The sequence below is a fragment of the Microbacterium algeriense genome, assembly GCF_008868005.1.
GTDB classification, from domain to species: Bacteria; Actinomycetota; Actinomycetes; order Actinomycetales; family Microbacteriaceae; genus Microbacterium; species Microbacterium algeriense.
Genome location: NZ_WAAO01000002.1, coordinates 173794 through 197688, shown reverse-complemented (window position 1 = coordinate 197688; position 23895 = coordinate 173794). Strand labels below are relative to the sequence as shown.

Annotated in this window: 21 protein-coding genes; 5 read left to right on the top strand and 16 right to left on the bottom strand. The window is 68.6% G+C overall.

The genetic code is table 11. The features are described 5' to 3' along the window. Positions 1-66: 66 nt before the first annotated feature. Both dapD and F6A08_RS08560 read left to right on the top strand, forming a co-directional pair. Positions 67-1014 carry a 2,3,4,5-tetrahydropyridine-2,6-dicarboxylate N-succinyltransferase gene (gene dapD / locus F6A08_RS08565; protein ID WP_151459244.1) on the top strand — a complete coding sequence of 316 codons (948 nt, stop codon included), beginning with the start codon at positions 67-69 and terminating at the stop codon, positions 1012-1014. A gap of 251 nt (positions 1015-1265) precedes the next feature. Continuing rightward, on the top strand, positions 1266-2642 hold the full coding sequence (locus tag F6A08_RS08560) for a DEAD/DEAH box helicase (RefSeq protein WP_040568670.1): 1377 nt from the start codon (positions 1266-1268) through the stop codon (positions 2640-2642). Between the two features lie 65 nt (positions 2643-2707). Here F6A08_RS08560 and F6A08_RS08555 read toward each other — a convergent pair whose 3' ends face one another. The 6 genes from F6A08_RS08555 to F6A08_RS08530 form a co-directional block, all read right to left on the bottom strand. After that, entirely contained in the window at positions 2708-3997 is a 1290-nt protein-coding gene (locus F6A08_RS08555; RefSeq protein ID WP_017203328.1) for a citrate synthase, read from the bottom strand. 189 nt (positions 3998-4186) lie between these two features. After that, a complete protein-coding gene (gene dapC / locus F6A08_RS08550; protein ID WP_151459243.1) occupies positions 4187-5299 on the bottom strand; it encodes a succinyldiaminopimelate transaminase in 1113 nt (370 codons plus the stop codon). A 9-nt stretch (positions 5300-5308) separates the two neighbouring features. Next, complete coding sequence (gene fdxA, locus F6A08_RS08545; protein WP_017203330.1) at positions 5309-5629, bottom strand: ferredoxin; 321 nt, start codon at positions 5627-5629, stop codon at positions 5309-5311. Between the two features lie 9 nt (positions 5630-5638). Further along, positions 5639-6049 carry a histidinol dehydrogenase gene (locus F6A08_RS08540; protein ID WP_124895186.1) on the bottom strand — a complete coding sequence of 137 codons (411 nt, stop codon included), beginning with the start codon at positions 6047-6049 and terminating at the stop codon, positions 5639-5641. A gap of 41 nt (positions 6050-6090) precedes the next feature. Continuing rightward, the gene (locus F6A08_RS08535) at positions 6091-6405 is read right to left on the bottom strand and encodes an AzlD domain-containing protein (RefSeq protein ID WP_124895185.1); all 315 of its coding nucleotides are present in this window, start codon (positions 6403-6405) and stop codon (positions 6091-6093) included. Then, positions 6402-7118, bottom strand: coding sequence for an AzlC family ABC transporter permease (locus tag F6A08_RS08530; protein ID WP_124895184.1), 717 nt, complete (start codon positions 7116-7118; stop codon positions 6402-6404). The genes F6A08_RS08535 and F6A08_RS08530 overlap by 4 nt, the downstream gene beginning before the upstream one ends. A gap of 102 nt (positions 7119-7220) precedes the next feature. On the opposite strand from F6A08_RS08530, the gene F6A08_RS08525 reads away from it, so the two are divergent. Further along, entirely contained in the window at positions 7221-7769 is a 549-nt protein-coding gene (locus F6A08_RS08525; protein WP_124895183.1) for a helix-turn-helix domain-containing protein, read from the top strand. A 3-nt stretch (positions 7770-7772) separates the two neighbouring features. On the opposite strand, the gene F6A08_RS08520 is transcribed toward F6A08_RS08525, so the two are convergent. The 4 genes from F6A08_RS08520 to typA form a co-directional block, all read right to left on the bottom strand. Next, entirely contained in the window at positions 7773-9401 is a 1629-nt protein-coding gene (locus F6A08_RS08520; protein WP_017203335.1) for an MFS transporter, read from the bottom strand. Then, positions 9398-10444 (bottom strand): glutaminase A, encoded by a 1047-nt coding sequence (gene glsA, locus F6A08_RS08515; protein ID WP_017203336.1) that lies wholly within the window; start codon positions 10442-10444, stop codon positions 9398-9400. Before glsA ends, F6A08_RS08520 begins: the two co-directional genes overlap by 4 nt. A gap of 104 nt (positions 10445-10548) precedes the next feature. Further along, entirely contained in the window at positions 10549-11457 is a 909-nt protein-coding gene (locus tag F6A08_RS08510; RefSeq protein WP_151459242.1) for an aggregation-promoting factor C-terminal-like domain-containing protein, read from the bottom strand. Positions 11458-11651: 194 nt separating this feature from the next. After that, complete coding sequence (gene typA, locus F6A08_RS08505; protein WP_017203338.1) at positions 11652-13565, bottom strand: translational GTPase TypA; 1914 nt, start codon at positions 13563-13565, stop codon at positions 11652-11654. A 69-nt stretch (positions 13566-13634) separates the two neighbouring features. On the opposite strand from typA, the gene F6A08_RS08500 reads away from it, so the two are divergent. Both F6A08_RS08500 and F6A08_RS08495 read left to right on the top strand, forming a co-directional pair. Next, a complete protein-coding gene (locus F6A08_RS08500; protein WP_192576728.1) occupies positions 13635-14525 on the top strand; it encodes a CPBP family intramembrane glutamic endopeptidase in 891 nt (296 codons plus the stop codon). Between the two features lie 128 nt (positions 14526-14653). Beyond that, positions 14654-14872 carry a hypothetical protein gene (locus tag F6A08_RS08495; RefSeq protein ID WP_124895179.1) on the top strand — a complete coding sequence of 73 codons (219 nt, stop codon included), beginning with the start codon at positions 14654-14656 and terminating at the stop codon, positions 14870-14872. Between the two features lie 79 nt (positions 14873-14951). Here F6A08_RS08495 and F6A08_RS08490 read toward each other — a convergent pair whose 3' ends face one another. From F6A08_RS08490 to gcvP, 6 genes are all read right to left on the bottom strand, one after another. Then, complete coding sequence (locus F6A08_RS08490) at positions 14952-15512, bottom strand: PH domain-containing protein (protein WP_124895178.1); 561 nt, start codon at positions 15510-15512, stop codon at positions 14952-14954. Between the two features lie 8 nt (positions 15513-15520). Then, positions 15521-17185, bottom strand: coding sequence for a dipeptide ABC transporter ATP-binding protein (locus F6A08_RS08485; protein ID WP_124895177.1), 1665 nt, complete (start codon positions 17183-17185; stop codon positions 15521-15523). Continuing rightward, positions 17182-18123, bottom strand: a complete 942-nt coding sequence (locus F6A08_RS08480) for an ABC transporter permease (protein WP_124895176.1) — start codon at positions 18121-18123, stop codon at positions 17182-17184. Before F6A08_RS08480 ends, F6A08_RS08485 begins: the two co-directional genes overlap by 4 nt. Then, the gene (locus F6A08_RS08475) at positions 18113-19042 is read right to left on the bottom strand and encodes an ABC transporter permease (protein WP_124895175.1); all 930 of its coding nucleotides are present in this window, start codon (positions 19040-19042) and stop codon (positions 18113-18115) included. Before F6A08_RS08475 ends, F6A08_RS08480 begins: the two co-directional genes overlap by 11 nt. A gap of 94 nt (positions 19043-19136) precedes the next feature. Next, positions 19137-20780, bottom strand: coding sequence for a peptide ABC transporter substrate-binding protein (locus tag F6A08_RS08470; RefSeq protein ID WP_124895174.1), 1644 nt, complete (start codon positions 20778-20780; stop codon positions 19137-19139). Between the two features lie 213 nt (positions 20781-20993). Next, complete coding sequence (gene gcvP, locus F6A08_RS08465) at positions 20994-23834, bottom strand: aminomethyl-transferring glycine dehydrogenase (protein WP_420846040.1); 2841 nt, start codon at positions 23832-23834, stop codon at positions 20994-20996. Positions 23835-23895 lie beyond the last annotated feature (61 nt).

Sequence of the window (23895 nt, the reverse complement as noted above, 5' to 3'; positions counted from 1 at the left end):
GGGGTCCAGCCTACTTACCCCGTCACGCGGCACGTCCAGGGGTGCGCGGCGCGATAGCGTGGAGGCATGAGCGACGCACGCACGGTATGGGGTTTCGGTCTGACCACGATCGCCGGGGACGGCACCGTCCTCGATGCCTGGTACCCCGAGGTCCGCACCGGCGACGCGGCTGCCGGCGACGTCGACCGCGGTGCGTTCGAGTCCCTGGTCGGACCGGATGAGCGCCGCAACGTCACCGTCGAGACGGTGCAGCTGCAGGTCGATCTGGATCAGGCGCCGACGTCGACGGCAGACGCCTACCTCCGTCTGCATGCACTCTCGCACCTCGTGGTGCGCCCGAACGAGCTGAACCTCGACGGCATCTTCGCGCATCTTCCCACCGTGGCGTGGACGAACGCCGGCCCGATCCTCCCGGCCGACGCGGCTCGACTGCGCCCCGCGCTCCAGCGCGCCGGAATCCAGGTGCAGGGACTCGACAAGTTCCCGCGCCTGACCGACTACGTGCAGCCGAGCGGCGTGCGCATCGCCGACGCATCGCGAGTGCGCCTCGGCGCCCATCTCTCCCCCGGGACCACGGTGATGCACGAGGGCTTCGTCAACTTCAACGCCGGGACGCTGGGCGCCTCGATGGTCGAGGGCCGCATCTCCCAGGGAGTGGTCGTCGGCGACGGGAGCGACATCGGCGGCGGCTCGTCGATCATGGGCACGCTCTCGGGCGGGGGGACGCACCGCGTCTCGATCGGTGCGCGCACGCTGCTCGGCGCGAACGCCGGTATCGGCATCTCGCTCGGAGACGACTGCATCGTCGAAGCCGGGCTCTACGTCACCGCCGGGACCAAGGTCGTGCTCGCCGACGGCCCGGCCACTCCCGACGGCGGACGCAAGACGGTCAAGGGCGCGGAGCTCTCCGGCCAGGACGGGCTGCTCTTCCGCCGCAACTCGCTGAGCGGCGCCGTCGAGGCCGTGCGGCGCGCGGGCGTGGGCGTGACGCTGAACGAGGCGCTGCACGCCTGATCGCGACCCACGGCGAGAGCCGCATGCGGCCTGTGGCATGCACGTCCTGATAGACTGATGTCGTTGTCCGCACCGCCGGTGCTGCAACATCGTCGTCGTCACGGGGTCTCCGAGGACCGAAGCGAGCGCAATCGCTCCCATCACCAGCATGTGCTGGCCTTTCGAACGGCGAACCGGTGCGCACTTCCTGCGCCGTCGCCCACCTCACCCCCTATCTCGCGCCGTTCACTCGTGCGCTGACGGAGTTCTGCATGTCTACTTTCCTCGAACTCGGCGTTCCCGCCGAGCTGGCCGCTGTTCTCGCCGATTCCGGCAAGACCGAAGCCTTCGCCATCCAGCGCGACACCCTTCCCGACTCTCTGGCCGGACGCGACCTCCTGGGTCGCGGTCGCACGGGCAGCGGCAAGACCATCGCCTTCGCCCTGCCGCTCGTCGCCCGGCTCGCCGCTTCCGGCGGACAGCGCCGCGCCGGTCTCCCCCGCGGACTCGTCCTCGCTCCCACCCGTGAGCTCGCGACGCAGATCGCCGCCACGATCGCTCCCCTCGCCGAGGCAGCGGGCCTGCGCGTGACCACCGTCTTCGGCGGCGTCAGCCAGCGTCCGCAGGAGCAGGCGCTGCGCGGCGGCGTCGACATCGTCGTGGCCTGCCCCGGCCGGCTCGAAGACCTCATGAAGCAGCAGGTCGTGCGCCTCAGCGCGATCGAGGTCACCGTGCTCGATGAGGCCGACCACATGGCCGACCTCGGCTTCCTGCCCGGCGTGACGCGCATCCTCTCGGCCACTCCGGCCGGCGGACAGCGCCTCCTGTTCAGCGCGACGCTGGACCGCGGCATCGACACCCTCGCCCGCCGCTTCCTCTCGAACGCGGTCAGCCACGAGGTCGACGAGGAGAGCGTGCCCGTCGGCGAGATGACGCACCGCGTGCTGGTCGTCGACTCCACCGACAACAAGACGGTCCTCGTCCGCGAGCTGGCCTCCGGCACCGGACGGCGCATCCTCTTCACCCGCACCAAGCACCAGGCGAAGAAGCTCGCGAAGCAGCTCACCGCCGCCGGCATCCCCGCTGTGGACCTGCACGGCAACCTGTCCCAGAACGCCCGTGAGCGCAACCTCGGCGCCTTCTCCGCTGCCCCCGAGGACGGCGGAGTGCGGGTGCTGGTCGCGACCGACGTCGCCGCCCGTGGCGTGCACGTCGACAACGTCGACCTCGTCGTCCACGTCGACCCGCCCGTCGAGCACAAGGCGTACCTGCACCGTTCCGGACGTACTGCGCGTGCCGGTGCCGCAGGCACCGTCGTCACCGTCGTGCTTCCCGAGCAGCGCCGCGATGTCAAGGACCTGCTCCGCAAGGCCGCGATCTCCGCTCCTCTCGAGGACGTGACGGCGGCAGCCGTCACCGAGCTCGTTCCCGAGCGCGCCCCGCATGTCCGTCCCGCGCCCGTCCAGGCGCAGCAGCAGCAGCGCGCGTCCTCGAAGCAGCGCCCCGCAGGAGGCGAGCGGAACGGAGCGGCGAACCCGCCCTCTCGTCGTCGTCGCCGTCCGCGTTCCGGCGGCGCGGGCCAGGGTGGGGGCTACTCCACCCAGAGTGGCCAGTCGCGCCAAGGCGGACGCAGCTCTCAGGGTCGCTGACCCGCGCCCCCCGGACAGCAAAGCGCCCCCTCCGCTTCGGCGGAGGGGGCGCTTTCGTCGTACGCTCAGCGCGTGGGGAACGACCGCTCGGGCGATCCCGTGTACAGCTGCTGCGGGCGGCCGATCTTCGTCTGCGGGTCGAGCTGCAGCTCGCGCCACTGCGCCAGCCACCCCGGCAGTCGGCCGATGGCGAACAGCACGGTGAACATGCGCGTCGGGAAGCCCATCGCCTTGTAGATGACGCCGGTGTAGAAGTCGACGTTCGGGTACAGACGACGCTCGCGGAAGTAGTCGTCGGCCAGTGCGAGCTCTTCCAGCTCCTTGGCGAGGTCGAGAAGCGGGTCCGTGACGCCCAGGGAGGAGAGCACCTCGTCCGCGGCGTCCTTGACGAGCTTGGCGCGCGGGTCGTAGTTCTTGTACACCCGGTGCCCGAAGCCCATCAGCTTCACGCCCTCTTCCTTGTTCTTCACCCGCTCGACGAAGCGGGAGACGCTCTGGCCGGAGTCGCGGATCTGACCGAGCATGGTCAGCACGGCCTCATTGGCGCCGCCGTGGAGGGGTCCGGACAGGGCCTGGATGCCGGCGGAGATGGACGCGAACTGGTTGGCACCGGTCGAGCCCACCAGGCGGACGGTCGAGGTGGAGGCGTTCTGCTCGTGGTCTTCGTGCAGGATGAGGAGCAGCTCGAGAGCCTTCGACATCACCGGGTTGACCTCGTACTCCTCGCTGTGCACGCCGAAGTTCAGCTTGAGGAAGTTGTCGACGAAGCTCAGCGAGTTGTCCGGGTAGAGGAAGGCCTGGCCGACGCTCTTCTTGTGCGCGTATGCCGCGATCACGGGCAGCTTGGCGAGCATGCGCACCATGTTGAGCTCGACGTGCTCGGGGTTGTGCGGGTCCGTCTGACCTTCGTAGTAGGTGGACAGCGCGGCGACGGCCGAGGAGAGCACCGACATGGGATGTGCGGTGTGCGGCAGCGCCGAGAAGAAGCGCTTGAGGTCTTCGTGCAGCAGGGTGTGGCGGCGGATCTTCTCGTCGAACTCCGCGAGTTCGGAGGCGGACGGGAGCTCACCGTAGATGAGCAGCCAGGCGACCTCGAGGTAGCTGGTGGAGCCGGCGAGCTGCTCGATCGGGTAGCCCCGGTAGCGCAGGATGCCCTTGTCGCCGTCGATGAACGTGATCTCGGACTTGGTCGAGGCGGTGTTCACGAAGCCGTAGTCGAGGCCGGTGTACCCGGTCTGCCGCGTCAGCGTCGAGAAATCGATGCTGTCGTGGCCTGCCGTACCGCGCAGGACCGGGAATTCGGCGCTCGTATCGCCGATCGTCAGCTTCGCCGTCTGGTCTGCCGCAGCGCTCACGCGGACCTCCTCCTGGTGTCCGCCCCGCTCGTCGCGGTGTTTCGGACAAGATCTTGATCAAGTCGGAACTGGCGATCTCTCGGCACTGAAGCACCAGGTCGGGTCACGACCGAATCGCCTTTACAGCCTAGTAGGCGCACAGGCCTACTGTGACATCCGCCAAACAGATGCCCCGTGCGAGGAGGGAACCTACAGCGGCCCGGCGGAGAGTCGGCGTGCGGCCTCCTGCACTCGTTCGGTCGGGGCCGTGAGCGCCAAGCGGACGTGCTGCGCGGAGTCCGCGCCGTAGAAGGGCCCTGGTCCCGCGAGGATGCCCCGTTCGGCGAGTCTCCCCATCGACTCCCAGGCGTCGCGTCCCTCGGTCGCCCACAGGTACAGTCCCGCCTCCGAGCCGTCGATGCGGAAGCCCGCGATCTCCAGAGCGGGACGCAGAGCGGTCCGCCGCGTCCGGTAGAGCTCCTTCTGCGCGGCGACGTGCTCGTCGTCTCCCAAGGCGACGGCCATGGCGTGCTGCACCGGAGCGGGCGGCATCAGCCCGAGATGCTTGCGGGCGGTGAGGAGCTCGGCGATGACGCGCGCGCATCCGGCCACGAAGGCCGCGCGGTAGCCGGCGAGGTTCGACTGCTTGCTCAGCGAATAGACGCTCAGCAGCCCTTCGCGGGTTCCCCCGGTGACGCGCGGGTCCAGGATCGAGGGAACCGGCTGCTCCGCCCAGGGGCCGTCCCAGCCGAGCTCGGCGTAGCACTCGTCGCTCGCGAGCACCGCTCCGAGCTCGCGCGCACGACGGACGGCGGTGGCGAGCTCCTCGACCGTCCAGGTGCGGCCGTCGGGATTGCCTGGGCTGTTGATCCAGATGAGCTTGGTGCCCTGCGGCCACTCGGCGGGGTCATCCGCGGGCACCGGGGTGGCGCCGACGACCCGAGCGCCGACCTCATATGTCGGGTACGCCACACGCGGATGCACGACGATGTCGTCGGGTCCGAGACCGAGCAGCGTCGGCAGCAGCGCGACGAGCTCCTTCGACCCGATCGTGGGGAGGACGTTGTCGACGCGGAGGTCGGTCACTCCCCGGCGCCGCGCGTACCACTCGACGATCGCCTCGCGAAGGCGAGGGGTGCCGAGCGTCTGCGGGTAGGCATGCGCGTCCGTCGCATCCGCCAGAGCGCGGCGGATGATCTCGGGGGTCGGATCAACGGGTGAGCCGACGGACAGGTCGACGAGGCCTCCCGGGTGCTGTGCGGCGCGCTCCCGGAACGGCACGACGGCGTCCCAGGGGTAGTCGGCGAGGTCGCGGACGCTCACGGAGCGGGCCTACTCGCCCTGCGGCGGCAGCGCGGCGATGATCGGGTGGTCGAAGGGATACACGCCGACCTTGGCGGCACCGCCCGGAGAGCCGATCTCATCGAAGAACTCGACGTTGGCCTTGTAGTAGTCCTGCCACTCGTCGGGCAGGTCGTCCTCGTAGTAGATCGCCTCGACCGGGCAGACCGGCTCGCAGGCGCCGCAGTCCACGCACTCGTCGGGGTGGATGTACAGCGACCGTTCACCCTCGTAGATGCAGTCAACGGGGCACTCGTCGATGCAGGCGCGATCCTTGACATCGACGCACGGGAGGGCGATCACATACGTCACCGCTCCAGTCTACGACTCGCGAGCCTCTGCTTCCTCCGAGCCCCGCCCGGTGGGGCGCGCCGGGAGCTTGGAGAACGAGGGCCAGGCGACGACCAGGAGCACGATACCCGCCACCAGGTAGGTCCAGATGCGGCCGGCGAACGAGTCCTGCACCACGACGGAGCCGCCCGGCCCGACACCGGAGATCAGCACGAGCATGCCGAGCATCCCGAGACCGGCGGCGACCGCTGCCCCACGGTCATGTGTCAGGGCGCGCACGGCGACGAGGATCGCGGCACAGGCGATCGTCGCGACGATCAGTCCGACCGGAACCGGCCCCCACATGACGCTGTGGCCGATCGTGCCGGCGATGCCGTAGACGCCGCCCACCAGGGCGGCAGCGATCCACGACAGCACTCTCGACACCCAGCTCACCCGCACCCGTCGATCCTACCCGCGCCGTCGCGCCCCTCGAACGGGTATCAGGCCGCGAGACCGAACAGGCGCAGCAGGGCGGCGACCAGTGCGGCCGCGACCACGACGACGAGGAACGACTGCCGCAGCCACAGCAGCCCAGCGGCCACGAGCAGAGCAGGCACCCTGGCATCGACCGTGATCGCCTGCCCGGCGCCGAGGGTCTGCACGGCGACGAGGGCGGCCAGGAGGGCCACCGTCAGCAGATCGGAGATGCGTGCCGTGCGAGGTGCTTCCAGGGCTTTCGGCGGCACGAGGTACCCGGCCGCCTTCAGGGCGAGGCAGATCAACGCCGCGAGCAGGATCGCGCTCCATACGCTCATGCGGACTCCTCCGGGCGCGCGTGCGGCGCGGAGGGATCGCCCGCCCGCCCGAGCCAGTTGAACCAGCCGACCACGATCGCCACGACGGCGGCGACCAGCACGGGGAGCCCGGGAAGAAGGAACGGCGTCAACGCCGCGGCCACGACGGCAGCGGCCACACCGACGGCGATGGCCTGTCGTCGGCGGAGCCGCGGCCAGAGGAGAGCCAGGAATGCGGCGGCGGCCGCCGCGTCCAGACCCCAGGTCCGTGGGTCGCCGAGCACGTCGCCGACGAGCGCACCGATCAGCGTGGTGATGTTCCAGCCGACGAAGATGCCGACGCCGGTCACCCAGAAGCCGACCTGGCGCAGCCGCGGATCGTCCTGAGAGATCGCCACCGCGGTCGATTCGTCGATCGTGAAGTGCGCGGCCGCCGCCCGTCGCAGCGGCCTGCCGCCGACGATCGGCGACATGCGCATGCCGTAGGCGACGTTGCGCACGCCGAGGAGCGCCGCTGAGGCGATGGCGGACGGCAGCGCCGCGACGCCGCCGGCGGCGAACACCCCGACGAAGGCGAACTGGGAGCCGCCGGTGAACATCAGCAGGCTCAGCACACAGGCCTGCCAGACGTCGAGCCCTGAGGCCACGGCGAGAGCGCCGAACGAGACCCCGTAGGCGCTCGTCGCGAGCACGACGCCGAGGGCCTCCCGCCACACCTCGCGCTCGGCGGTCATCGCCGCCACTCCCCTGGTGTTCGATTCAATGAACGCACGCCCATCATTCTGAACATCGCCCAGTGAATAGTCAAGTGAACGAACGTTTGACATGATGAACGCATGGAGGATCTCCGCACCCGCATCGCCCGCACGCTGCGCAGAGAGCGCGAGGCGAGCGGCCTGTCCGTCTCGGAACTCGCACGACGAGCCGGCGTATCCAAGGCCACCGTGTCCCAACTCGAGGGCGGTTCCGGCAACCCCAGCGTCGAGACGCTCTGGGCGCTCGGTGTGGCCCTGGGCGTGCCCTTCGCCGTGCTGGTCGACCAGCAGGCGAACGCGCCGACGCTCATCCGCGCCGACGACCTCGCCGGCGTCCCCTCCTCCGCCGCGGCCTACAGCGCCACCCTGCTCTCGGCCAGTCCCCCCGGCGCCCGTCGGGACATCTACCTGATCCAGGCAGAGCCCGGCGACGCGCGCCGTTCCGACCCGCACCACCCCGGCACCATCGAGCACGTGATCCTGCTCGCGGGCGAGGCTCGGGTCGGACCCGTCGACGACCCCGTCGCGCTCTCCCCCGGTGACTACCTGACCTATCCCGGCGACGCTCCGCACATCTTCGAGGCCACGGCTGCCGGGACGAGCGCCGTGCTCATCTCCGAACTGCGCTGAGCCTCATTCCGAGCCGCCCGACGGCGAAGGATCGGGGATCTCGTGCGGCCGGTACTGCGGCAGTCGAGACGCAGGGAGGATCGCGAGCGCGCTGATGGCGGCGAGGATCAGCAGCCCGAGCTTGAGCGTGCTCAGGCGCGACTCCTCGTTGACGGCGACGGCCGCATCCACCTGCTCGGGCGTCGCGTCCGTCGAATCCTCCAGCACGGTGCGGAGGTCGTCGTTGCTGATGAAGTTGACGTCATCCATCGGCACCTGCGCGACCAGCGACGGCGGCAGCTCGGGATGCTCGACGACGGCGCGGCCCACGTTCAGGGCGAGCAGCGAGACCAGCAGAGCTCCCGCCAGCGCGGTGCCCACGGCCGAGGCGAGGTTCTGCGTCGTCCCGCGGAGGGAGCCGACGTCACCCGCGAGCTCGGCGGGGGCGGCGGTGACCAGGACGTTGAACACGAGGGTCACGAGGGCTCCCTGGCCGATGCCGAAGACGATGAGACCCGCGATCGTCGGAACGGTCTCCCAGTTGTTCGTCACGACCACGGACAGCCACACGAGCGCGGCCGTCGTGAGGATGAAGCCGAACACACCGATCGTGCGCGGCGGGTACCTCTTGTAGAAGCGCACCACCAGCGTGGCCGTGATGAACACCGTCAGGTTGAACGGCATCATCGCCAGTGAGGTGTCGAACGGCGTACGCCCCTGCACGATCTGGATGTACAGCGGGATCGTGAAGTTCACGCACGCCTCGAGGGCGACCACGATGAACATCGCGTACACCGCCGCGCGCTCGCGAGACGAGCCGAGCACGCTCAGATCGATCAGGGGCACCTTCCCGTCCGCCATGCGCTTGCGCGTCCAGAGGAAGAATGCCTGCCCCAGGATGATGCCCAGCACGATGAACACCGGCGCCGGGGACAGACCGAGGACGGTGAACGGGGCGGTCGGCGTCGGAGCCAGGGCGCCCCAGCTGTTGAGGTTGTTGAACCCGAGCGTGAGCAACACGATCGCCGCACCGATCAGCAGCGACGCCACGAGATCGATGCGGATCGACGCGTCGCCACGGTCGCCGCGCAGCGTGAAGCTCAGCCCGAAGACGACCACCGCGATGCCCAGCACGATGAAGAACATCGGACGCCAGCCGACGAGCGTGCCGAGCGTGCCGCCGATCAGGAAGGCACTCACGCCCGAGATCGCCCTGGCGGACCCGATCGCGCCGATCGCGGTGGCCTGCTGCGGTCCGCGGTAGTTCTCCGCGATGAGCGCGACGATCGAGGGCACGATGATCGCCGCCGCCGCACCGGCGACCGCTTGCCCCGCGATCGCCCACCACACGGTCGGCGCGAGCAGCATCATGACCGCCGAGCCGGCGAACAGGGCGATCACGATGCGGAAGATCAACACCCACCCCACCCGCTGCCCGAGCTTCGCACCCGTCATCACCAGGGCGGCGACGGCCAGCCCGTACATCACGATCGTGGTGCTGGCGACGGTGGGCGGCACGCCGAACTCGCTGACGATCCCGCCGAGGGAGATCGGCAGGGCAGCCACGTTGAAGGACATCAGCACCTGCGCGAGGAAGAGGCTGACCATCGGCAGCCAGGACGTCTTCGGCGGTGCCGGCGCGATCCGAGTCATCTCGTCTCCTGTTCCTGCGACCGGACCCCATGCCCGGAGACGTTCTCGCGTGCCGGGGCGGACGCGAAGAGGTTGAGTCCCAGCGAGCGGGAGAGGTGTCCGATCGCCATCTGGGAGCGCACGGAGTTCCCCGCATCGTCGAGTCGCGGCGAGAAGCCGGCAGCCGCGCCCTTGCCGGGGGCGACCGCGACGATGCCTCCGGCGACCCCGGATTTGGCGGGGAGACCGATCTCGAACAGCCAGTCGCCCGATCGCTCGTACAGTCCGCTCGATGCCACGACGGCGAGGGTGTCGCGGCAGACGTCCGCCGACACCACCCGCTCCCCCGTGACCGGGTTCACTCCCCCGTCGGCGAGGGTCGCTCCCATGACCGCGAGATCGTGAGCCGTGACGTTCAGCGCGCATTGCCGCGTGTACACGTCGACGATCTCATCCGGATCGCCGTCGAGACGCCCGTAGCTGCGCAGCAGGCGCCCGAGAGCGCGGTTGCGGTCATTGGTCTCGGCCTCCGAAGCGTAGACGACGCCATCCAGGCTCAGAGGTCGGCCGGCGAAGGCGGAAAGCCCCTCCCTGACCCGCTCCCATTGCTCGACGGCCGTCGCTCCGGGCATCAGGGCGGTGGTCGCGATCGCCCCGGCGTTGACCATCGGATTCATCGGATGGCCGCCGTTGAGCTCCATCGCGATCACCGAGTTGAACGCGAGCCCGGTGTTGTTCACACCGACGATGTCCCTGACCTTCTCGTGTCCGTGTTCCTGGATGGCCAGGGCGTAGACGAACATCTTCGAGATCGACTGGATGGAGAACGGATGCAGGGCATCGCCCGCGTCGTGCAAGCCGCCGCCGACCTCGATGACCGCGAGTCCGAACAGTTCGGGGTCGACCTCAGCCAGCACGGGGATGTAGTCGGCGACCCGGCCGCCTCGCTCTGAGACGTAGCGCGCGTGCGCCTCCTGCACGATCTCATCGACACGATCCCATCCGGGCAGCGTGCCGGTCGACACCTCCTGCGGGACATCGAGCCATGCGACGGGGTCGAGCACACGTCCTCCTCGGATTCGCGACGCCCCCAGCCGTCACAGTCACCGTAGTCCTCGACGCGCCTCCCCGGCTAGTGCGCGTCTCCGCGTGCTGACTGCGGCCCGACTCAGTACCAGTTCATGGCCTGCGAGTGCGACCACGCGCTGCACGGAGTGCCGTATGCGGAGGAGATGTAGCCGAGACCCCAGGCGATCTGCGTCGCGGCGTTGGACTGCCAGTCCGCGCCGGCTGCGGCCATCTTGCTCCCGGGAAGCGCCTGCGGGATGCCGGTGGCGCCGCCGTCGGCGTTGTAGGCCTGGTAGTTCCAGCCCGACTCCTTGGTCCACAGCGACTCCAGGCAGGAGAACTGATCTCCGCCCCAGCCGTAGGTGCTCGCCATCAGCTGCCGGGCCGTGGCCTTCGCGCCGTCCACGGTGTTCGCCGCCGCGAGCGCCGCGGCGGCCTCCTGCGCAGCGTGCTCCTCCGCCGCCTTCTGCTCCGCCGCGGCTCGCGCCGCATCCTCGGCGGCCTTCTTCTGCTGGGCCGCGGTGAACGCGTCTCGCAGGACGCCCGTCTCGGAGACGACTCGTCGCGTCTCCGCGGCGGCCTCCTCCATCCGGGTGTCCAGCAGCAGCAGCGGCATCACCTCGGCATCGTCGAGGGCATCGATCCTGTCCTCCAGGGTGGAGGTGTCGACCTTCACGGTCGTTCCGACATCGAGGCCGGACGCGGCGACCTCGTCGCTCAGGGCGTCGGCGACAGACGCCGCGGCCTCGGCAGTGCTCACCGCGGATCGGGTGTCGTCGGCGATGCTGCTGAACTGGTCGGCGCCCAGCACCGTCCGGGGGAACGCGGCCGCGACGTCGGGGGCCACGGCGCCGGCAGCAGGGGCGGAGGCGAGGCCGACGCTGAGCGTGACACCGAGGAGGGTCGCGCAGACGGTGCCGAAGATGGTCATCGGGCGTCGGGCGGTGACTGCGGCGCGAGCGGAGGCCGCCGCGGAGGCGCGCCGAAGCGCACGGGTGTTCTGAAGCATGGGTTCGACTTTCGGGTCGTCGTGCGCCCTTGCAGGGGACTCATCGGGAGCTCGCCCCAGGCGCAAGTCAACGAGTCTGCGTCATCAACCTGAGCGAAAACTAGCCCTCACCTGGGATTTACATGAGAAGAGGGCCCTGCAGGCGCCTTTCGGCGCGGGCAGGGCCCTCTCGCGGAGCGTGCTCCGGGATGTCCTCAGGCGTTCGCGTCCTGACGCTTCAGGCGCGAGGCCTCGCGACCGCGGATGGTCTGGTCGAGGATCACCTTGCGGATGCGGACCACCTCGGGCGTGACCTCGACGCATTCGTCGTCACGGGCGAACTCGAGGCTCTCCTCGAGGGTCAGCACGCGCGGAGGCGTCATCGACTCGAACGTGTCGGAGCTGGCCGCACGCATGTTGGTGAGCTTCTTCTCCTTGGTGATGTTCACGTCCATGTCGTCGGCGCGCGAGTTCTCGCCGATGACCATGCCCTCGTAGACCTCCTGCGTGGGCTGCACGAAGAACGACATGCGCTCCTGCAGGGCGATCATGGCGAACGGGGTGACGACGCCCTGACGGTCGGCGACGATCGATCCGTTCTGGCGCGTCGTGATGGAGCCGGCCCACGGCTCGTAGCCGTGCGAGATCGCGTTCGCGATACCGGTGCCACGGGTCGTGGTGAGGAACTCGCTGCGGAAGCCGATCAGGCCGCGCGACGGGACGATGAATTCCATGCGCACCCAGCCGGTGCCGTGGTTGGTCATGTTCTCCATGCGACCCTTGCGGTTCGCCAGCAGCTGCGTGATCGCGCCGAGGTGCTCCTCCGGCGTGTCGATGGTCAGGTGCTCGAACGGCTCGTAGGTCTTGCCGTCGATCTTCTTCGTGACCACCTGCGGCTTGCCGACCGTGAGCTCGAAGCCCTCACGCCGCATGTTCTCGACGAGGATGGCGAGGGCCAGCTCGCCGCGGCCCTGCACCTCCCACGCATCCGGGCGTCCGATGTCGACGACCTTGAGCGAGACGTTTCCGATGAGCTCCTTGTCGAGACGGTCCTTGACCATGCGAGCCGTGAGCTTGTGTCCCTTGACCTTGCCCATGAGGGGCGAGGTGTTGGTGCCGATCGTCATCGAGATGGCGGGGTCGTCGACCGTGATCGCGGGAAGCGGACGGACGTCCTCCGGGTCGGCGATGGTCTCGCCGATGGTGATGTTCTCGAAACCGGCGATCGCGACGATGTCACCGGGGCCGGCGGACTCGGCGGGGTAGCGCTCGAGAGCGCGGGTCTTGAGCAGCTCGGTGATGCGCGCGTTGCTCGTGGTGCCGTCGGCGCGCACCCAGGCCACCGTCTGGCCCTTCTTGAGCGTGCCGTTGAAGACGCGCAGCAGGGCGAGTCGGCCGAGGAACGGGCTGGAGTCGAGGTTCGTGACCCAGGCCTGCAGCGGAGCCTCGTCGTCGTACGCCGGAGCGGGGACATGCTCGAGGATCGCTTCGAACAGGGGCTCGAGGTCGTCGTTGTCGGGCAGCGCTCCGTCGGCAGGACGGTTCCGCGACGCGGCGCCGGCGCGGCCGGAGGCGTAGACCACCGGCACGTCGAGCAGCGCGTCGACATCGAGGTCCGGCACGTCGTCGACCAGGTCGGAGGCGAGGCCCAGCAGCAGGTCGTGCGCCTCCTCCTCGACCTCGGCGATGCGGGCATCGGGACGGTCGGTCTTGTTGACCAGGAGGATGACGGGGAGCTTGGCCTCGAGCGCCTTGCGCAGCACGAAGCGGGTCTGCGGCAGCGGGCCCTCGCTCGCGTCGACGAGGAGCACGACGCCGTCGACCATCGACAGGCCCCGCTCGACCTCACCGCCGAAGTCGGCGTGGCCGGGGGTGTCGATCACGTTGATCGTGATCTCCTTGCCGTCGGCGTGCTTGCCCTTGTAGGTGATCGCCGTGTTCTTGGCGAGGATCGTGATGCCCTTCTCACGCTCGAGGTCGTTCGAGTCCATCGCGCGCTCTTCCACGTGCGAGTGTTCACCGAAGGAACCCGTCTGGCGAAGCATCGCGTCGACAAGAGTGGTCTTGCCGTGGTCGACGTGGGCGACGATTGCGACGTTGCGGAGGTCAGAGCGGAGGGCGTGCGCCATACAAGGGTCCTCAAAGAGTGTGGGGTTGCGCCGGGAAGCCGACGTTCCAGGATAACGCAAGCTCAGGGCATGTTCCTGAATACGGGTCGTAGCATCGAGATCGTGACCCCCACTCCCCCGGCTCCCGAGCGCTCCGCCCCGGTCCCCGAGCGGCCTTCCTCCCTTCGCACCACGTCGGAGTCCGACACCGCGAAGGGACGCGAAGGACGCAGCCGCCTGTGGTGGGAGATCGCCATCGTGCTCGCCCTCGGTCTCGGCCAGTCGGCCGTGTACGCGATCGTGCAGCTCGCGTACCGCCTGACCGATGAGACGCCGCTCGCGGATCAGACGGCGACGCTCAATCCCTCCCGCAGCGACCGCGAGCTCTTCGACCTGATCTATCAGGTGCTCTCCATCGGGTTCTCCCTCGTCCCGGTGCTGCTGGTGTGCTTCCTGCTCTGGCAGGCGCGGCGTCCGCACCTGGGCAGGCTCGGACTCGATGGAACGCGGGTCATCGGCGACGCGGGCCGTGGCATCCTCCTCGTGGTGGCGATCGGCGTCCCCGGTCTCGGGCTGTACCTCGCCGGACGAGCGCTCGGACTGTTCGTGGCCGTCAACCCCGCCGGTCTCGACGCGCACTGGTGGACGGTGCCCATCCTGCTCCTCGCCGCGGCGCGGGCTGCCCTGCAGGAGGAGTTCGTGGTGCTCGGCTACCTCTTCGCGCGGCTGCGGCAGCTCGGCTGGTCACCGTGGACGATCATCATCGCGACCTCGCTCCTACGTGCCAGCTACCACCTGTATCAGGGGCCCGGCGCGTTCATCGGGAACCTCGCCATGGGGCTGCTGTTCGGCTGGCTCTACCAGCGGTCCGGCCGCCTGCTGCCTTTCCTCGTCGCGCATTTCCTCATCGACGCGACCGTGTTCGTCGGCTACCCGTGGGCAGCGGCGACCTGGCCGGATCTATTCGGACTCCCGAGCTGACGGCTCGGACGCTCAGCCCTCCGTCCGCACCCGATGATGCCCTCGACGGACGTTGACACCCGTCAGGGGTCCCCTTAGGCTCGGGGCCACCCACGACGTCGTGGGTACGACAATCCGGGGGGATTCGAATGAAGAAGAAACTGTCCGCAACAGCCGCAGGCATCGTCCTCGTCACGGGAATGGTGTTCGGCGGGGCCGCCGCAGCGCAGGCCGCGTCCTGGTTCGGCCCGTTCACCGACCTGGCCTACTGCCAGGCCGAACGACGGATCTTCATGCAGGAGGGTTACAGCGTCGGACCGTGCGTCTACCGCGCCAACCTGCCCGGCCACTGGTTCTCGTATTCCTGAACCAGGTCTCGGGCCCTATGATCACGCGCCCCTGTTCTCGCCCGAGGACAGGGGCGCGTGACCGAGTGGCACATCCTGCTCAGCCAGCGGCGACGATCAGGACGGCGACGACCGCCCACGCCACGATCCCTGCGAGCGCCAGCAGCGCTTTCGTATCCCAGGAACGGCGGATCGGCGCACTCGCCGCGTGGCCCGCAGCCGCCTGCCAGCGGTCGCGGATGTCGGTGAGGCTCTGCAACGAAGCCGAGACCGTCACTTCCTCATCTCGCATCTTGCTGCGCCTCGGGCGGGCGTGGGCCGGCCCACCCCAACAGGTGAGCTCCGTGCCGTCGTCGAACGCGAAGCTGAGCTGCCACTGCAGATCGATGTCGCGGACCCGGTGCCAGCCGAACTCCGTCCGTCGCAGCATGTTCTGCACGAGCGCCCCGTCATCGCCGATGCGGACCATCGACACGTAGCTGATCTCGTAGATGATCCACAGCCCGAGCAGCACCCAGGGCGCCAGCAGCAGCGTCTGCCCCCAGCCTCCGCGCACGACGGCGTCGCCGAGCAGGAACACCGCTAGAGCGAGGCTCACGACCATGACAACCGTGCCCGAGGACGAGCGGAAGGTCCGCCCGTCCTCGGGAGAGTTCGGCATCGCCACGATCAGAGGCCACCCAGAGGGATGGACGCACCGGGGATCGCTTCGAGCAGACGGCTCGTGTACTCCTGCTTCGGGTTGGCGAAGGTCTCGTCGACCGTGCCCTGCTCGACGATCCTGCCGCGCTCCATGACGCAGACGAGGTCGCTCGAGACACGCACCACCGCGAGGTCGTGCGTGATGAACAGGTAGGTGAGCCCGAGCTCGGTCTGCAGGTCGGCCAGCAGCTTGAGGATCTGGGCCTGGACGAGCACGTCCAGCGCCGAGACCGCCTCGTCGAGCACGACGATGTCGGGCTTCAGCGCCAGAGCGCGCGCGATCGCGACACGCTGACGTTGTCCTCCGGACAGCTCGCTCGGATAGCGCGTGGCCAGGTCCTGCGGCAGTGACACCTGGTCGAGCAGCTCGCGCACGCGCTCACGACGCGACGCGCGGTCGCCCACGCCGTGGATCTCGAGCGGTTCCGCGATCGTGTTCTCGAGGTTGCGCAGCGGATCCAAGGACCCATACGGGTCCTGGAAGACCGGCTGCATGCGACGCCGAAGACCGAAGGACTGGGCGCGGGAGAACCCGGACACGTCCATGCCGTCGATCTCGATCGTCCCCGACGTGGGGTCCTCGAGCTTCAGAACCATCTTCGCGACGGTCGACTTGCCGGAGCCGGACTCGCCGACCAGAGCCAGCGTCTTTCCTCGCGGGATCTCGAACGACACGTCGTCCACCGCACGGAACATCTCACTGCGGAACCCACCCTGACGGATGCGGTAGTCCTTGGTGAGGCCGGCCACCCGCACCGTCGGCGGGATGGCGGCGAGATCCTCGAGCGTCTCCACGCCGCGGTCCTCGACCACGGCCTGGATGCGCTGCGAAGCCACACTGGGTGCCGCCGCGACGAGGCGCTTGGTGTACGGGTGCTGCGGGTTCTGCAGGATCTCCTTACTCGGCCCCGATTCCACGATCGACCCGTTCTGCATCACGATCAGGCGCTCTGCGCGCTCGGCCGCAAGACCGAGGTCGTGCGTGATCAGCAGCATCGAGGTTCCGCGGTCGCGGGTGAGGCTCGCCATGTGGTCGAGGATCACACGCTGCACGGTGACATCGAGCGCCGAGGTCGGCTCGTCCGCGATCAGCAGCCGCGGGTCAGCAGCCAATCCGATGCCGATGAGCGCACGCTGGCGCATACCGCCGGAGAACTGGTGCGGGAACTGACGCAGCCGCTTGGCCGCGTCGGCGAGCCCCGCCTGCTGGAGCACCTCGATCGCACGAGCGCGCACCGCAGCGCGGCCCTGCGCGAGACCGTTGGCACGAACCGCCTCCTCGACCTGGAAGCCGATGCTCCAGACGGGATTGAGATTCGACATCGGGTCCTGCGGCACGTAGCCGATCGCTCTGCCGCGCACCCTCTCCATCTCCCGTTCGGAGAGATGCGTGAGCTCTTCCCCGTCCAGAGTGATGCTGCCACCGGTGATCCGACCCGTGCCCGCGAGGAGCTTGATGATCGAGGTCGCCGCCGTCGACTTGCCCGAACCGGACTCGCCGACGATCGCGACCGTCTCCCCTGCCATGACATCGAAACTGATGCCGTGCAGGACCTGTCGTGTGCCGTTCTGCGTGTCGAACGCGACGGTGAGGTCGCGAACGCTCAGCAGCGGAGCTGTCGATTCGATCATCGGCGTGCCCTCGCCCTCGGGTCGAGGGCGTCTCGGATGAGTTCGCCCAGGAGGATGAACGCGAGCACCGTGATGGTGAGCGCGATCGACGGATAGATCAGCGCCATCGGCGCGACACGCAGAGAGCGCTGCGCCTGGCTGATGTCGTTGCCCCAGGACATGACATCGCTTCCGAGCCCGACACCGAGGAAGCTCAGGGTCGCCTCGGCGACGATACCGCCGGCGAGAGCCAGCGTCGCCAGGACGAGCAACGGAGCGAAGGCGTTCGGGATCACGTGCGACAGGAGGGTGCCGAAGCGGCCTTTGCCGAGCGCGGCCGAGGCCATCACGAAATCAGCCTGTTTGACTCTGAGCACTTCCGCCCTGACGACACGCGCCGTCGCAGCCCAGGCGAATCCACCGATCGCGAGAGCGAGGGTGAAGACGTTGCGGTACTGGGAGAACACCGTCATCACGACGACCGCCGCGAGGATGTAGGGGATCGAGAAGAAGATGTCGCCGACGCGGGAGAGCACCGCGTCGAGCCATCCGCCGTAGTAGCCGGCGAAGGCGCCCATGATCAGTCCGAGCGTCGAGCTGATGATGGTCGCGAGAAGGCCGACGCTGAGGGACGTGCGCGAACCCCAGACGATGCGGGACCAGATGTCGCACCCCTGGAAGGTGTATCCGAGCGGGTGGCCTGCGGCCGGTCCCGCGTTGGAGTTCGCGAGCTCGCACTGGTTGTTCGGCGGCGTCTGCGTGAAGAGCGTCGGCCACAGGGCCATCAGCAGGATGAGCGCGACGATTCCGAGCGAGATCCAGAACGAAGGACGGCGGCGCAGGTCTGTCCACGCGTCCCGCCAGAGACTCGCGGGCTTGCCTTTGACGCTGATGGCATCCGTCGGCGGCTGTTCGGCCACCACCGGTGCGACGTAGTGGGTGGGACGGTCACTTGACATAGCGGATCCTCGGGTCGAGCAGCCCGTAGAGCAGGTCCACGAGCAGGTTGACGAGAACGTAGATGATGACGAACACCGTCACGAACGACACGATCGTCGGTCCTTCGTGCCGCAACGTCGCCTGGAAGAGGGTCTGGCCCACGCCCGGGATGTTGAAGATGTACTCCGTCACGGTCGCTCCGACGAGGAGGACACCGAAGTTCGTCGCCGAGTTGGTGATCACCGGGATCAGGGAGTTGCGCAGCACGTGCACGGGGATCACGCGGTTGCGCGACAGTCCCTTGCCGTACGCCGTGCGCACCCAGTCCTGGTTGAGGGTGTCGAGCACCGAGCCGCGCATCAGGCGCATGCTCGTCGCATACAGGCTCAGCCCGAGCACGATCGCCGGGAGCCACAGGTCGCCCCAGTCGTTCTGACCGCCGACCGTCGGACGGAACCAGCCCAGCTTGATGGCCAGGAAGTACTGCGCGAGGAAGGCGACGACGAAGATCGGCATCGACAGGAACACGAGCGAGACGATCAGCGAGGCGTGATCGAAGAACTTGCCCTTGCGGAGCGCGGAGAGCGTTCCGATGATGATCGCGAGCGTGAACTCGATCGCGATCGCCATGATGGCCAGACGACCGGTGATCGGAAGCGTCCGGGCGAGCACGGTGCTCACCGACTCACCGGAGAACGTCGTTCCCATGTCGCCCTTGAAGACGCCGGTGATGTAGTAGAAGTACTGGACGAGGAACGGGTCGTCCAGGTGATACTGCGCTCGGATCGTGGCGAGCAGCTGCGGGCTCGGCGGTTTGTCACCGAAGAGCGCCGCGATCGGGTCACCCGGCATCAGGAAGACGAGCGCGTAGATGAGAAGCGTCGCACCGAAGAAGACCGGGATCAGCTGGAGAAGTCGCCGCAGGGTATAGGCGAGCATCCTTGCTCCTTTCGTGGAGTCGGAGTCAGCCGGAGTGCACGACGCGAGGCGGTGACGTCGCCGCCACCGCCTCGCTGCCGTTCACCCCAAGGACCTACTCGGCCTTGGTGATCTCGTAGTAGAGCGGAACCGAGTTCCATCCGACGGTCACGTTGTCGACGTTCTCGCCGAAGCCACCGATGGAGTTCTGGTACCAGAGGGGGATGACGGGAAGATCCTTGAACAGGATCTCCTGCGCCTTCTCGTACGCGGCGTTGGCATCATCCGCGCTGGTGGCTGCTGCGCCCTCGGCGAGCAGAGCGTCGACCTCGGGGTTCGAGTAGTCGCCGTCGTTCGACGATGCTCCCGTGCCGTACAGCGGCTGCAGGAAGTTGTACACCGCCGGGTAGTCGCCCTGCCATCCGGAGCGGTTCGCCGTCTGGATGGTGCGCTTGCCCGCGTCGTCGCGCGCGTTGACCGCAGCGCGGAGCGTCGCGAGGTCGACGTACGGTGCGCCCGACGCCTCGATCCCGAGCGTGTTCTTCAGCGAGTTCGACACGGCGTCGACCCACACCTGGTGTCCACCGTCGGAGTTGTACGCGATCTGGAAGGTGCCGGACCACGGGGAGATGGCGTCGGCCTGGGTCCACAGCTCCTTCGCCTTCTCGGGGTCGTATGCGAGCACCTCGGCGCCGGGGATGCTGTCGCTCCAGCCGTCGATGACCGGAGTCGTGAAGTCGCTCGCCGGAGTACGCGTGCCGGCGAAGATCTTGTCGGTGATCTCGTCGCGGTTGATCGCCATCGAGATGGCCGCACGACGCAGCGCGCCCTCTTCACCCGAGAAGTGCGGGAGCTGGCCGCCGATGGTGAACGACTGGAAGATCGCGGCAGGCTGGTTCGTCGCCCGCTCGCCGAGCTCGTCCTCGAACACCTCGAGCGAAGCCTCGGGGATCTGGTCAATGACGTCGATGTTGCCACCGAGGAGGTCTGCGTACGCACCCTCCGGAGCGGTGTAGAACTTCAGCGTGAGGCCGCCGTTCTGTGCGACGCGCTCGCCCTTGTAGTCATCGTTCTTGACCATGTCGATCTGGACGTCGTGCTGCCAGGCGCCGTCTTCGGCGAGCTTGTACGGGCCGTTGCCGATCGGGTTCTCGCCGAAGGCATCCATGTCCTCGAATGCCACATCGGGCAGCGGGTAGAACGCCGAGTAGCCAAGGCGGGTCACGAAGTCGGAGGCCACGTCGCTGCTCAGGTCGATCGTGAAGGTCTGGTCGTCGACCTCGGTGAGACCGGTGAGCTCGGAGTCCGCATCCGGGTTGAAGCCGACGATGTCGGCGAACCAGGACTGGTTGAGCTGCGCGTTGGAGAGCTGCGCGCCGTAGTTCCATGCGTCGATGAAGTTGTGGGCGACGACGTCTTCACCGTTGGTGAACTTGTTGCCCTCCTTCAGCTTCACGGTGACCTTGTTCGGAGCGTCGACCGTGATCGACTCGGCCATGTCGTTGACGAGGGCGCCGTCGCCGTCGTAGAAGGCAAGACCTGCGAAGATCGAGTCGAGGATCTTGCCGCCATTGACCTCGTTCGTGTTGGTCGGGATCAGCGCGTTCTCCGGCTCGCCTCCGTTCGCCGAGATGATCGCGGTCGTCGACGCCGTGGAGTCGTCGTTGCCTGCGTCGTTCCCGCCTGCGCAACCGGCCAACGCCAGGGCGCCGACCACGAGCAGAGCGCTGCCCGCGAGGGCAATCCTGTTTCTTTTCACTTTTCGTCCTCCTGTGGACAGTGCTGAGTCTGCGCGCTCACCATCGAACACGCAGGGATACCTGAGCGTAACCCGCGGTTTCGTCGGCACTTCACTCAGCTAACGAACTGTTACTGAGTGGTGACCATCTGTAACACGGGCGAAACACCCGGAAACGCGGCGACGCCGTACCCCTCGGCAGGGGCACGGCGTCGCCGTCGTGGGGTGTCGATGTCAGGCGAAGGCCTCCACCGGCGGGCAGGCGCACACGAGGTTGCGGTCGCCGTAGGCCTGATCGATCCGACGCACCGGCGGCCAGTACTTGCCGGCGATGAGGGAGCGCACCGGGTATGCGGCCTCTTCCCGCCTGTATGCGTGAGACCACTCCCCCGCGATGAGCGAGACGGCGGTGTGCGGGGCACGCACGAGCGGGTTGTCGTCAGCCGGCCAGCGTCCGGCGGCGACGGCATCCGCCTCGGCCTTGATCATGATCATCGCCTCGATGAACCGCTCGATCTCGTCGAGGTCCTCCGACTCGGTCGGCTCCACCATGAGGGTGCCGGCGACCGGGAACGACATGGTCGGGGCGTGGAAGCCGTAGTCGATCAGACGCTTCGCGACGTCGTCGACCGTGATGCCGGTCGCCTCCTTGAGCGGGCGCAGGTCGAGGATGCACTCGTGCGCGACACGGCCGTTCTCCCCGGTGTAGAGCACCGGGAAGTGCTCGCCGAGACGGGCGGCGATGTAGTTCGCGGAGAGCACGGCGGCCGCCGTCGCGCGACGCAGTCCGTCGGCGCCCATCATCCGCACGTAGGACCACGAGATCGGGAGGATGCCCGCGGATCCGTACGGTGCGGCCGAGATGACGCCGCCCTCGAACGTGTAGCCGCCGAAGTGCTCGGCGCGCTGCGCGAGGGGGTGCGAGGGCAGGAACGGCGCGAGGTGCGCCTTCGCTGCGACCGGACCGATGCCGGGACCGCCGCCCCCGTGCGGGATGGCGAACGTCTTGTGCAGGTTCAGGTGCGAGACGTCCCCGCCGAGGTCACCGAACCGCGCGTACCCGAGCAGCGCGTTCAGGTTGGCGCCGTCGACGTAGACCTGGCCGCCCGCGTCGTGCACCGCGCTCGTGATCTCGACGACCTGCTCCTCGTAGACGCCGTGCGTCGAGGGGTAGGTGATCATCAGGGCGGACAGGTCGTCGGCGTGCTGGGCGATCTTCGCGCGCAGATCGTCGAGGTCGACGTTGCCGAGCTCGTCCGTCGCGACGACGACGACCTTCATGCCGGCGAGCACGGCCGAGGCCGCGTTCGTGCCGTGCGCCGACGACGGGATGAGACAGACCGTGCGGTGCTGGTCGCCGTTCGCGTGGTGGTAGCCGCGGATCGCGAGAAGGCCCGCCAGCTCACCCTGCGAACCGGCGTTGGGCTGCAGCGAGACGGCATCGTATCCGGTGACCTCCGCGAGCCAGCCCTCGAGCTGATCGATGAGCTCGAGGTAGCCCTGCACATCGGCCGCCGGAGCGAACGGGTGGATGCCGGCGAACTCCGGCCACGTGATGGCGGCCATCTCCGTCGCGGCGTTGAGCTTCATGGTGCACGAGCCCAGCGGGATCATCCCGCGATCGAGCGCGTAATCCCGGTCGGAGAGGCTCTTGAGGTAGCGCATCATCGCCGTCTCGCTGCGGTGAGCGTGGAAAACGGGGTGCGTGAGGTACTCGTCCTGTCGGCGAAGCTCCGACGGCAGGGCGTTCTCCCCGCCGGCGAACCCGAAGGCGCGCTCCTGCGTTCCGCCGAACACCATCGCGACCTGGTGGAGCTCGGTCACCGTGGTGGTCTCGTCGACCGAGATGCCGATCGTGTCGGCGTCCGTCACCCGGAGCAGGATCCCGTAGCCGTCGCGTGCCTGCGCGGCATGCTCCGCCGCCCGGCCCGGCACGCGCACCGACAGCGTGTCGAAGAAGGACTCGTGCACGACCTCGGCGCCGGCCTCGGTCAGCCAGTCGCGCAGCAGCGCGGCCTTCGTCGCCGCCCCCGAGGCGATCTGGCGCAGTCCGTCGGGACCGTGATAGACCGCGTACATCGACGCCATGACGGCCAGGAGCACCTGCGCGGTGCAGATGTTCGATGTGGCCTTCTCGCGGCGGATGTGCTGCTCGCGGGTCTGCAGCGAGAGCCGGTAGGCGGGCTTGCCGTCGGCGTCGACCGACACTCCGACCAGGCGACCGGGGAGCTGGCGCTCGAGCCCGGAGCGCACGGCCATGTAGCCCGCGTGCGGTCCGCCGAAGCCCATGGGCACGCCGAAGCGCTGGGTCGTCCCCACCGCGACGTCGGCGCCGAGCGAGCCCGGCGAGGCGATCAGCGTGAGGGCGAGGAGGTCGGCGGCGGCGACCGCGAGACCGCCGGCGAGGTGCACGGCATCGAACACCGCCGAGGGGTCCCACACCCGACCGGAAGCCCCCGGGTACTGCACGAAGACGCCGAACAGACTCTCGGGCAGCTCCTCCCCCGCGGCGAAGTCGACCGAGACGATCTCGATCCCGAGCGCCTGCGCGCGCGTGGCGAGCATGGCCACGGTCTGCGGGAGGGCATCGGCATCGACCGCGAACACGTTCGAGGAGGACTTCGACGCGCGCCTGGCCAGCAGCATGCCCTCGACCACCGCGGTCGACTCGTCGAGCATGGACGCGTTGGCCGTGGTGAGCCCGGTGAGGTCGGCGACCATGGTCTGGAAGTTGATGAGCGCCTCCAGGCGCCCCTGCGAGATCTCCGGCTGGTACGGCGTGTACGCCGTGTACCAGGACGGGTTCTCCAGCACGTTCCGCTGGATCACCTGCGGAGTGATGGTGCCGTAGTAGCCGATGCCGATCATCGGGCGGTTCACGGTGTTGCGCGACGCGAGGCCGCGCAGTTCGGCCAGGGCCTCGGTCTCGCTCGCGGCGCCGGGGATCCGGGACGCGGAGTCGTCCGACGAGGGGCCGGTGTAGATCGATGCGGGAACGGCCTGGCGCATCAGCGCCTCGACGGCGGTCAGCGCGTCGTCGGCTCCCGCGGCGTCGATCCCGAGCGCATCGAGCATCGTGCGCTGCGCGGCATCCGTGGGTCCGATGTGACGATCGGCGAAAGCAACCACTTCTGGA